This window comes from Neobacillus paridis (assembly GCF_016765675.1).
Taxonomy (GTDB): domain Bacteria; phylum Bacillota; class Bacilli; order Bacillales; family Cytobacillaceae; genus Neobacillus; species Neobacillus paridis.
In genome coordinates, this window is sequence record NZ_JAESWB010000103.1 from 1 (window position 1) to 10,198 (window position 10,198).

General features: G+C 38.5%; 8 protein-coding genes and 3 pseudogenes. 9 read left to right on the plus strand and 2 right to left on the minus strand.

Translation table 11 applies throughout. The features are described from left to right. Positions 1-58: 58 nt before the first annotated feature. Positions 59-775: a DUF5819 family protein gene (locus JK635_RS06245; protein WP_202653116.1), complete on the minus strand. Its 717-nt coding sequence runs from the start codon at positions 773-775 to the stop codon at positions 59-61. 72 nt (positions 776-847) lie between these two features. Further along, on the minus strand, positions 848-1,165 hold the full coding sequence (locus JK635_RS06250; RefSeq protein WP_202653117.1) for a hypothetical protein: 318 nt from the start codon (positions 1,163-1,165) through the stop codon (positions 848-850). Positions 1,166-1,455: 290 nt separating this feature from the next. On the opposite strand from JK635_RS06250, the pseudogene JK635_RS26605 reads away from it, so the two are divergent. From JK635_RS26605 to JK635_RS06285, 9 genes and pseudogenes are all read left to right on the plus strand, one after another. Beyond that, a pseudogene (locus JK635_RS26605) lies at positions 1,456-1,772 on the plus strand (IS1634 family transposase N-terminal domain-related protein); the annotation flags it as partial. Positions 1,773-1,929: 157 nt separating this feature from the next. Then, positions 1,930-2,142 (plus strand): annotated as a pseudogene (locus tag JK635_RS26610) (IS1634 family transposase); the annotation flags it as partial. Positions 2,143-2,708: 566 nt separating this feature from the next. Further along, positions 2,709-5,489: a sigma-54-dependent transcriptional regulator gene (locus JK635_RS06255; RefSeq protein WP_202653118.1), complete on the plus strand. Its 2,781-nt coding sequence runs from the start codon at positions 2,709-2,711 to the stop codon at positions 5,487-5,489. A gap of 97 nt (positions 5,490-5,586) precedes the next feature. Further along, complete coding sequence (locus JK635_RS06260) at positions 5,587-6,006, plus strand: PTS sugar transporter subunit IIA (RefSeq protein ID WP_202653119.1); 420 nt, start codon at positions 5,587-5,589, stop codon at positions 6,004-6,006. Positions 6,007-6,023: 17 nt separating this feature from the next. After that, the gene (locus JK635_RS06265) at positions 6,024-6,494 is read left to right on the plus strand and encodes a PTS sugar transporter subunit IIB (protein ID WP_202653120.1); all 471 of its coding nucleotides are present in this window, start codon (positions 6,024-6,026) and stop codon (positions 6,492-6,494) included. 31 nt (positions 6,495-6,525) lie between these two features. Then, positions 6,526-7,256: pseudogene (locus tag JK635_RS06270) on the plus strand (PTS mannose/fructose/sorbose/N-acetylgalactosamine transporter subunit IIC). After that, positions 7,234-8,088, plus strand: coding sequence for a PTS system mannose/fructose/sorbose family transporter subunit IID (locus JK635_RS06275; protein WP_235887935.1), 855 nt, complete (start codon positions 7,234-7,236; stop codon positions 8,086-8,088). The pseudogene JK635_RS06270 and the gene JK635_RS06275 overlap by 23 nt, the downstream one beginning before the upstream one ends. A gap of 26 nt (positions 8,089-8,114) precedes the next feature. Beyond that, positions 8,115-9,188, plus strand: a complete 1,074-nt coding sequence (locus JK635_RS06280) for an SIS domain-containing protein (RefSeq protein WP_202653121.1) — start codon at positions 8,115-8,117, stop codon at positions 9,186-9,188. Between the two features lie 196 nt (positions 9,189-9,384). Then, positions 9,385-10,107, plus strand: coding sequence for an SIS domain-containing protein (locus tag JK635_RS06285; RefSeq protein WP_202653122.1), 723 nt, complete (start codon positions 9,385-9,387; stop codon positions 10,105-10,107). Positions 10,108-10,198 lie beyond the last annotated feature (91 nt).

Sequence of the window (10,198 nt, forward strand, 5' to 3'; positions counted from 1 at the left end):
AGCATTAAAAGAGTTGGCCGGTTTTTAAAAAAGACAAATTTTCTATCAAGAGAGCACTCTAAATAAGTGAATCCGCTTTCACTTCTGTGGAGATAAAAAAACTGCCCACAAATACTTGACTCAAACCACTTACAATTCCTCCTTGCACAGGTTCCCAGTCATATGTAATATAAAATTTTTGTATCTTGTAATTTTTATCATTTCTTTTTGAAAAGGGAATTGGTTCTTCTCTTAACACTCGAATTCTAATTTTGTGAATATTTTGTTTCTTGAATTGTTTTTCTACGTAAAAATATCCAAAATTATACAATTGATGTTTTCCATCCTCTTGATAATGTTTTATCTCTTTATTTACATTATTTTTCTCAACTTTTGATTGCTGATGATCTAATTCCTTCTTTCTTTGCTCAATCTTATCAAGTAACTCATCTGAATGAACAGATTGCATAAATGCGCTAGTTCCTATTCTTACTAGTTTATTTACCGGAGAGAATCTATTAGTATGATTAGCTTCGTATAGAGGAGTAGAAATGTCTATCCATTTTGATTTTTTTCCAGATGGGTCCTTCACTTGTATATAAACGTAGTAATTATTTGATAATGGGTTTGGAGCGAATAACTTCCAATTTTGGGTAAACAGCGGTTCCATGTAAAAGACATTGAGATTATTTAATTTATTTTTAATTGGATTAAATGGAAGTACATAAAGCGCTGTCATAGTGAAATGAAAGAGAAATACTACGCAAACAACTACAAAAAAAATCTTAATTCTCATAATCTATTCCTCTCTAATGTTATAAGAGTAGAGCCTCAATCAAAAGTAATTGAGGCTCCTAGCTTTTTATGATTAATCAAAAGCTAATTCAGAATCTTGTGGTACATCGCTAGATTTGGCCCCTATTCCTGTGATTTTTGAGTATGCATCAGCGCCCGCTGCAGCTGCAAATCCAACTGCCACAGCTTTACCAACTGCTTTTGCGGCTTTTACTCCTGCTTGTGCTACTCTTGCTGCTTGACCAATTGCTGCTAAAGCAGGAAGGTATTGTGGTTCAGCAGATGATAATTCTTGTGCATCCTCGAAGTTTTCGTGTTCTACCATTTTTACATCTGTTGTCGATGCTGAAACAGCAGAGACACTAACAAATGTGGCAAGAACAACAAGCATAAGAATAAGAAACTTTTTTACTGGAAATAATCACCTCCTAATACGATAATTACTAATTAATATACTACATAAATACCTAATAGTAAAGTATTTCCTAAAAAGTTTAAATTTCCCATATAATACTGAACTCTCTAATTTTGAAGCGCCTATAATAATCATATAACTCGAAGCCGTTGATACTATTACTGGTTTCAAGTATTTATTCCCTATCTTTGTCATATTTCAGATATGGATTATTGTGGTAAAATATAAGTATCTATAGTTTTTGTATATCGTGTGGGGGAGATCATATGTTTCTTAGAAAACAAAAAAATAAAAAAACAGGTTGAAAACATATTTGACTATCGTACATAGCTCTCGTGATAATGCCACCCAAAAAACCAGAGCAAAAACAATTGAATCTCTTGGCTACCTAGATGAATTGGAAAAACAATACGATGATCCAATTGCTTTTTTTTGAAGAAAAAGTCAAACAAATGAATGAACAATAGGATATGGATCGTTCGCCTATTACCTTAAGCATCAATAAAGCAGAACGCATTCAAATGAATACATAGATCGAGAAAATTTAGGCTATGCTGGACTGAGCAAAATCTATCACAAACTATATAAAGGGTAAAAAAGAATCCTCAATTAAATTTAAAGGTATTTTAGTTGGACTTGCCTTAATATTATTTCTAGTTTTCTTTAGGGCCGGGCTATTATGCCAAAGCGAATAATGTGCTCTTGCTTTCAAAGATAGACTGGTCGACTTTCCAAATCAATGCTTTGTCTCGCTTGTCATTATAAGGCTATTAGATCGCCACTTGAAAGGAAAGTATTCGGTTACTGACGTGCTTGATATTCTAAGAAAGATCTCCTACAGCCAAATACAGGAAAGTTATTATTTATTTGATCATTATGATGAGGTGCTTTCCGATATAGATATAGAAATGGGCATCGATTTGAAGAAAATTCCAATTATTGGGTGGGATTAAAAATTTTTAGGGGCTGTCAAGGAGGATTTACACTACAACTACCTGACAAATAGAAACAGTCAAGAAACCAGTATTCATGCGGTATCGAGGCTGTTTTGTTTGTTATAATCGCAAAAGTAAGGATGTGAGATGTCCTTTACTAGTGGATTTGGAAGGGTTACCACCTAAAACCTATCGATTATAAAGACTTTTTCTGTGCATAAAACAATAAAATTGAACATTGATAGTATCTTTAATGGTGAAATTATATTAATGAAACATTAGTGTTCAAGTAAGCATGACTTTCTAATCAGGAGATCATTTTTTGTTTGAGTTGGATATGAAAATATTGAATTTTCGGCGGGTAAATTCGTAAAATAGACGGGTAAGCTCACATTTTCGGCGGATAAAATTGAAAAACAGACGGGTAAACTCACATTTTAGCTGAAGTGAAAAAGAGTCAGGCACTAACCAATTGAGTGCCTGGCCTTTTTCTTTAGCAATTGTGCTAAGATAAAATAGACAGTTTGAATTATCTCTTTAAAAAGTCATATATTTCGATTTTTCCACTTCCAGGGGGTGAGAATATGAACTTAAAAGCAAGGTTACTTGCGTTTTTAGATCAGGAGACGGAAAGCTTTGATATGAACAAACCCTCCGATCGCCTAACAGCGAGTGTCATGTCGGATTACTTTTCTGTCAAGCGCAACACAGTAAGCCATTACATTAATCAATTGGTAGAAGAGGAAAAAGTAATCAAAGTTAACACAAGGCCCGTCTATTTTTTAAGCCGAGCCAGCTTTGAACGAAAATTTTTTCCACTCCCAATTAATCATTTTCATAGCTTTCAGGAGATGCTGGAGTTTAAGCCAGAGACAAAGGATGAACAAGATATTTTTGACCGCTTAATTGGTGCGGAAGGCAGTTTGAAGCGAGCCATTGAACAGATTAAAACCTCCATTTATTATCCGGGCAGCGGTCTGCCGCTCATTTTGGTTGGGCCAACAGGGGTTGGTAAAAGCTTTACAGCCGGCCTTATCCATCGTTACTGTGTAGAAAAAGGAATACTTGCGAAAGATGCCCCGTTTATCAGTTTTAATTGTGCCCAATATGCCAACAACCCCGAGCTTATGTCTAGTCATTTATTCGGCTATGTCAAAGGCGCCTTTACCGGTGCCGAAAGAACGAAGGACGGTATGCTTGCAGCGGCTGATGGAGGAATTTTATTTTTGGACGAAGTCCATCGCTTAAACGCAGAGGGGCAGGAAAAGTTATTTACCTTTCTTGACCAGGGGGTTTTCCGTCGCATGGGTGAAAGCGAAGGAAATCATCAAGCGAATGTTCGGCTGATTTTTGCAACAACGGAAAATCTGGAAGAGAACTTTTTGCCTACCTTTCTGCGGCGGATTCCGATTCGAATTGTTATTCCAAGCTTGGATGAACGTGGTAAGCAGGAGAAGCGGCAATTTATCTACTTGTTTCTATTAAATGAAGCTAGAAAATTGCGCAAACCGATTAGAATTACCAGCCGCATTCTTGATGCTTTGGCCAACTATCATTACTCTGGGAACATGGGGGATTTGAAAAACACGATTCAATATATTGCCGCTTCCTCGTTCGCAAAAAACCGCGAAGCGGAAGAAGTCCAGATCACGTTACATCATCTGCCGGACCCCATTTTAGAGGAGGCCCTGCACCAGACGGATCATAAAGTAAGGCAGAATCATGATATCCTGATTCAACCTGATTCAACCCTTGAGCAATTATATGAGACAAGCCTTACGCAAGTACAATTAATTAAGAAAACCTTTGAACAGATCTTGTGCCTGTATGAGGAATGCCACACGAAAAAATTACCAGTGGCATTTAATGAGCAAAAAATATTTCAAGAAATTCTCATTCTCCTTGATCAACTTATTTTTACCAATACAAAAGAAGATGCCGGAATCAGGCTGGAATTAACTACCATTAGTGTTCAAGAAATCATTCAATATTTAGAAAATAACTACCAGGTCAAATTTAATGGCAATAGCATCTATGCGATTGCTCATTTTCTCTATTACAAAGGTCATTCCGTGATGAGATGGTCAGAGAAACAAGAGGCGGCCATAAATAAGCTGGCCCACTATATGGATCGGTTTTATAAGGTGGAGCAACAGTTGGCGAAACATTTTGTCCATTTGTTGGAAAGTAAATTGGAGGTAAAGCTGGAGCAAATGGATGTAATCTTTCTATCTTTCTATTTGCGAAGCGTTGCCATTGAACAGACGAACCAGCAAGTGAAGGCGCTTATTTTAGCACACGGCTATGCAACAGCAAGTAGTATTGCCAACGTGGTAAACCGAATGCTAAAGAAAAATGTGTTTGAGGCCTTTGATATGCCGATTGATATATCCGTACAAGAAATTGCGGCAAAAGTATTCCATTACATTGAACATCATGATATCTCAAAAGGCCTTATTCTGTTAGTTGATATGGGTTCGTTAAAGGATATATACTCTCAGTTTAAAAATTATGTCAATGGCCCGATTGCGATTATTAATAATGTTTCTACGCAAATGGCCTTATTTCTCGGCAGTATGCTGGAGAAGGATTTATTTTTGGAAGAAATGATTGAAAAGTTAAGACAGGCGAACCAAACAGAATATAATATTATTTATCCGGAAAAAGAAAAGGAAAAAGTCATTGTCACCACATGTTTAACAGGAATGGGGACGGCAATACAAATCCAGAAATTACTGGAGGACAGTATTCCCAAGGACTTATCGATACAGGTTTCAGCTTACGATTACCACCGCTTAAAGGAACTGGGGACTTCGGAAGCGATCTTTCAAAGGTTTGATGTTCTTACGATTGTAGGAACTGCCAATCCCGGTATAGAAGATGTGCCCTATCTCTCGATAGAGGATATTATTTCCGGAAAAGGCGAAGCGACCATGCGGAAAATCTTCCTGCCGATCATGGAGGAAGGGCGGTTTAAAGAAATCAATGATAACTTGGTCCGTAATTTCTCTCTGCAGCGGGTGATTGAATCGATCACGATACTTGATTCGGAGAAAATTCTCTCCCATGTGGAAGAATTTATTCACCGCTTGGAAATTCGCCTAAACCAACGTTTACCCAATGATAAAAAAGTTGCCCTTTATGTCCATGTGAGCTGTTTGGTTGAAAGGTTAATTCGCCAAGCCCCAATAGAGAATTATAACAATCTTGAGGAATTCGAACAGTGTCAAAAGGAAATGATAAAAATGATAAAAGAAGCGTTTAGTGTCATAGAAAACATTTATAATGTCAAAATTAACACCGCTGAAATCGGATACATTTACGATTATTTAGTTGCAAAATCAAGCCTTCATGAAGATTTTTAAAAAAAATAAAAGCGTGCCACTATGGTTGGCACGCTTTTTGCATTAATAAAAGTGTAGAAAGTAAAATTTATCAATCATACAAAAGGGGGTGAAACAAATGAGATATATTTTGTTGGCCTCACACGGCAGGCTTGCCGAGGGAATGCTTCAGACCGTAGAAATGATCATGGGTGCCCAAAGGGATATTTGGACATTGAATGCTTATGTGGAGGAACAGGTTGATCTTCATTCCCAGATAAGAGAGGCGTTACAGAAACTTGGTGGGGACGACGAACTCATTGTTGTAAGCGATATCTTTGGCGGCAGTGTTAACAATGAATTCATGAACACGCTGGAAGATAAGCGAATTCATTTAATAGCAGGCATGAATTTGCCGTTAGTTATTGAACTAATAACCTTAAAACATATAGAAATGGATACGAAGCAGTTAATCCAAACAGCTTTAAAAAATTCAAAAGCTTCCAATAAATATTGTAATGCAACAGTGGCAGTAGATTTTGAGGATGAGGAATTTTAACGGGAGGATGGATTGAAATGATTAAATTGTTACGTGTAGATCATCGTTTATTGCATGGACAAGTCGCTTTTTCATGGACAAATAACTTAGGGGCTGACTGTATTTTAATTGCCAATGATGATGTACCGGTAAATGAACTGCGAAAAACAACGATTAAGCTGGCAAAACCTCAAGGTGTCCGCTTGGTCATCAAAAATATTGCGGATTCCATCGAAGCGTTAAAGAGTGGTGTGACCGATAAGTACAAGCTATTTATTGTCGTCGAATCCGTAGCTGATGCTGAAAAACTTGTAAGCGCCTTTCCGGAAATTAAACACGTTAATTTAGGTGGTATCAAGGCTAAAGAAGGCACAAGAAATATTTCAAAGGCAGTCAATCTCCAGCCTGAAGAGGAAGAACTTGTGAAAAAGATGATTCAACAAGGTGTTGAAGTTGAAATTCGCCAAGTACCAAGTGATAAAAAAATACTCGCACAAAATGTGTTATAAAAAATTTGTTTAGGGAGGGATCCCCATGTTAATGACTGCATTACTTCTTGGCTTGGTTGCTTTTATTGCTCAAAGTGATTATGCGTTAGGAACAAGCTTGATTACTCGCCCGCTTGTAACAGGGTTACTAGTTGGCCTTGTGATGGGTGATGTTAAAACAGGCGTANAGCTATCCCGCCTGATGTGGTAACAGGAGGTATTCTCGGGACTGCATTTGCCATCTCCTCAGGAGCAGGAACGGAAACTGCCTTATTATTAGGCTTGCCAATTGCTACCTTAACACTTGTTTTGAAAAATGTTTATTTAGGACTCTTCTTACCTGTTTTATCCCACAAAGCGGATAAATATGCGGAGGAAGGAAATACCCGTGGAGTTGAGGCCATGCACCTAATTGGCGGTTTTGGACTTTCCCTTATGCTCGCAATCATTGTAACCGTCTCATTCTTTGTCGGTAGTGATGCAATTAAACATATTCTGAATACGATTCCTGACTTTGTTCAAAAAGGCTTGCAACTTGCAACAGGCATCCTTCCAGCTCTAGGTTTTGCGATGTTAGCCCGATTATTGATTAACAAAAAAGTTGTCCCATATTTCTTCTTAGGCTTTCTTATTGTTGCGTATTTAAAAGTTCCGATAACGGGTATTGCCCTTCTTGGAGCCATTGTATCAGTAATTATGGTGAATGTAATGAATAATCAGAAGGTCAATTTAGCAGCCAATCAAGGAGGAGTGGTGAGTGATGACGACGATGAAGACTTCTAATCAAGAACCAGTTCAGGAAAAGGCAGAAGAAATCGAAATTAGTAAAAAAGACTTGAACCGGATTTTCTGGCGGTCCTTTCAGATGGAATTTTCTTGGAACTACGAACGACAAATGAACATGGCCTATACGTATGCGATGATTCCCATTTTGAAAAAATTATATAAGAAAAAAGAAGATTTAGCGCAAGCATTAAAACGCCATCTAGAGTTCTTTAATACTACTCCGCATATTGTTACGTTTATGCTTGGGATTTCAGCTGCAATGGAGAAACAAAATGCTGAGAATAAGGATTTTGACTCATCATCGATTAATGGTGTCAAGGCCTCTTTAATGGGACCGCTGGCGGGATTAGGTGACTCGTTCTATTGGGGAACATTACGGCTGATCGCAACTGGTATTGGTACTTCACTTGCCCTTCATGGGAATATTCTCGGGCCGATTTTATTCTTGCTTGTTTTTAACGTTCCACACATTTTGCTGCGTTTTATTTTTACGAGACTTGGCTTTAAAATGGGGACTGACTTTTTACAACGTCTCCAACAGAATGGAATGATGGAGAGTTTAACGCTTGGAGCCGCGATTCTTGGGTTAATGGTCATTGGAGGTATGAGTGCTTCGATGATTAGCCTCAGTGTTCCGCTAAAGATCGGCAGTGGGGATGGAGCAACCAAAGTTCAGGAAATATTAAATGGGATTATGCCTGGTCTCTTGCCATTAGCAGCGTTTGGCATCATCTATTGGTTGCTGGGGAAAGGGTATAAGGCCACTACCATCCTTATCGGAATCGCTGTAGTTGGCATATTAGGAGCATGGACTGGGATTTTGGGATAAAAAAAGAATAGAAATAGGTGATGATTTTGCAAGAAACAATGATGACCTATATACATGAAGAGCCACAAGTATGCAGGGAAATAATTCATAATGCCGACAATCAGCTGACCGTGTTCAAACAATTGATGCAAGCAAAACAGCCGAAGACATGGTTAGTACTGGCGACCGGGTCCAGCGCCAATGCAATGCAAAGTGCAAAATACTATATGGAAAAAAACGCTGGTGTATCCATTGAAATTCAAGAGCCGTTCAACTTTGTTCATTATGAAAAAGTGAAGCCGTCGATTGACTTCGTTCTTGCTGTTTCCCAAAGTGGCCACAGCTATTCAACGATTGAAGCATTAAAAAAGGTTCATGCTGGGGGAAAAGTACCGACCGCTGTGATGACCTCCAATTTGGACAGCCCGATTACGGCTTATGCCAATACCGTAATCGATATTGGCTGTGGAGTGGAGAAAGTGGGGTTTGTTACGAAGGGATTTACTGCTACAGTTCTTACTTCTATGTTAATGGCGATCTATGCAGGGGCTGCTTTCGGGACATTAAGCACCGAAAAAGTAAGCTTAGAAATTAAAAAACTTAGCAGCTTAATCGAGTACATTCCAACGATCATTGATCAGACGGAAAGCTTTTATACTCAGCATGCTACTGAACTAACTGCCATTCCGCGCTTTGCGATAATCGGTTATGGTCCAACTGTCGGGACAGCTAAAGAGGGCGAAACAAAATTTACGGAAACGGTTCGCGTCCCTACCCAAGGATTTGAACTGGAGGCCTTCATGCATGGTCCGTATTTAGAAGTGAACAAATCCTATGGACTCATTTTTATAAAAACAAAAAGCCTCTTGGCCGATCGCGCTGAGATGCTAAAGCAGTATTTAAACAGATATACCCCTCATTGTTTTTCGATTTCCACCGATTTGAACAATGTGGATGAAAAGACATTGAACTTAGAGCTGGATGTTGATGAATGGATGAGCTCGTTAATTCTGGCAATTCCATTGCAAATCTTGGCCTATCGAATTGCTTCAGGAAGAGGCATTGATTTAAGCATTCGTATTTTTGATGATTTTGATAAAGTGTTAAAAAGTAAAGTTTGATAGATTGAAAAGCATTAAGGAAAGTACAGCTGTCTTACTCTTCGCCGCGCAAACTCTTCGAAAAAGCTATCGCTTTTCCTTCGGGTGATAAGCGTTCCTAGAAAAGACGATATCCTTTCCTTAATGCAATGTCCAGGCTGCCGAAGCTTTCCCTGTGGAGCTGGACAAAATGAAGGAAGACTTGGAGGGATTCAACATGTTAAAATTCGATAAAGATATTTATATGGAAAATGGCCGGATTACCTATGAAACCCGTGAACAAATTGAAAGAATTGCTGACGAGATTTCGGCTGAAGGCTTTAAAAATATCTTTTTCGTTTCAGTTGGCGGATCGATTTCTATCATGTGGCCAATTCAGGAAATGTTAAAGCAATTGACTGACATTCCGGTCTATACTGAGCAGGCTGGAGAAATAATCTTAACAGGACATAAACAATTGACAAAAGATTCACTTGTCATTATGGCTTCAAAATCCGGCGATACGAAAGAAACGGTAAAAGCAGCGGAATGGTGTAAGGAACAAGGAATTCGTATTGTATCATTAGTGGGCACTCTGGGAACTCCATTGGAAAAGGCAAGCCGCTGGGTGATTCCAAACAAGGCAAAAAACGGCGTTGAATTTGAATATATGCAACTATTTATGCTTGTCTTTAAATTACTCGATAATGCTGGTGATTTTCCGGAATATAAACGATTTGCTGATCAACTTGGAGCTCTTCCGGAAAATCTATTACTTGCGAAGGAAAAATTTGAGCCACTTGCTGACGAAATTGCCAAGACTTATTATCAAGAACCGTACAATATTTGGGTTGGCGATGGGGAAATGTGGGGCGAAGTCTACTTATTCTCCATGTGCATACTGGAGGAAATGCAATGGGTTCGCACAAGTATGAGTAAAATTAATGTGGGCAAAATTTAACCCCTTCATTTGGTGAGGGATTGTCAGATCGCTCACCAAATAAAGGGGCCACCAAGCGAAAGCGCGGTAGTGTTCTAAGCTAAATACATGA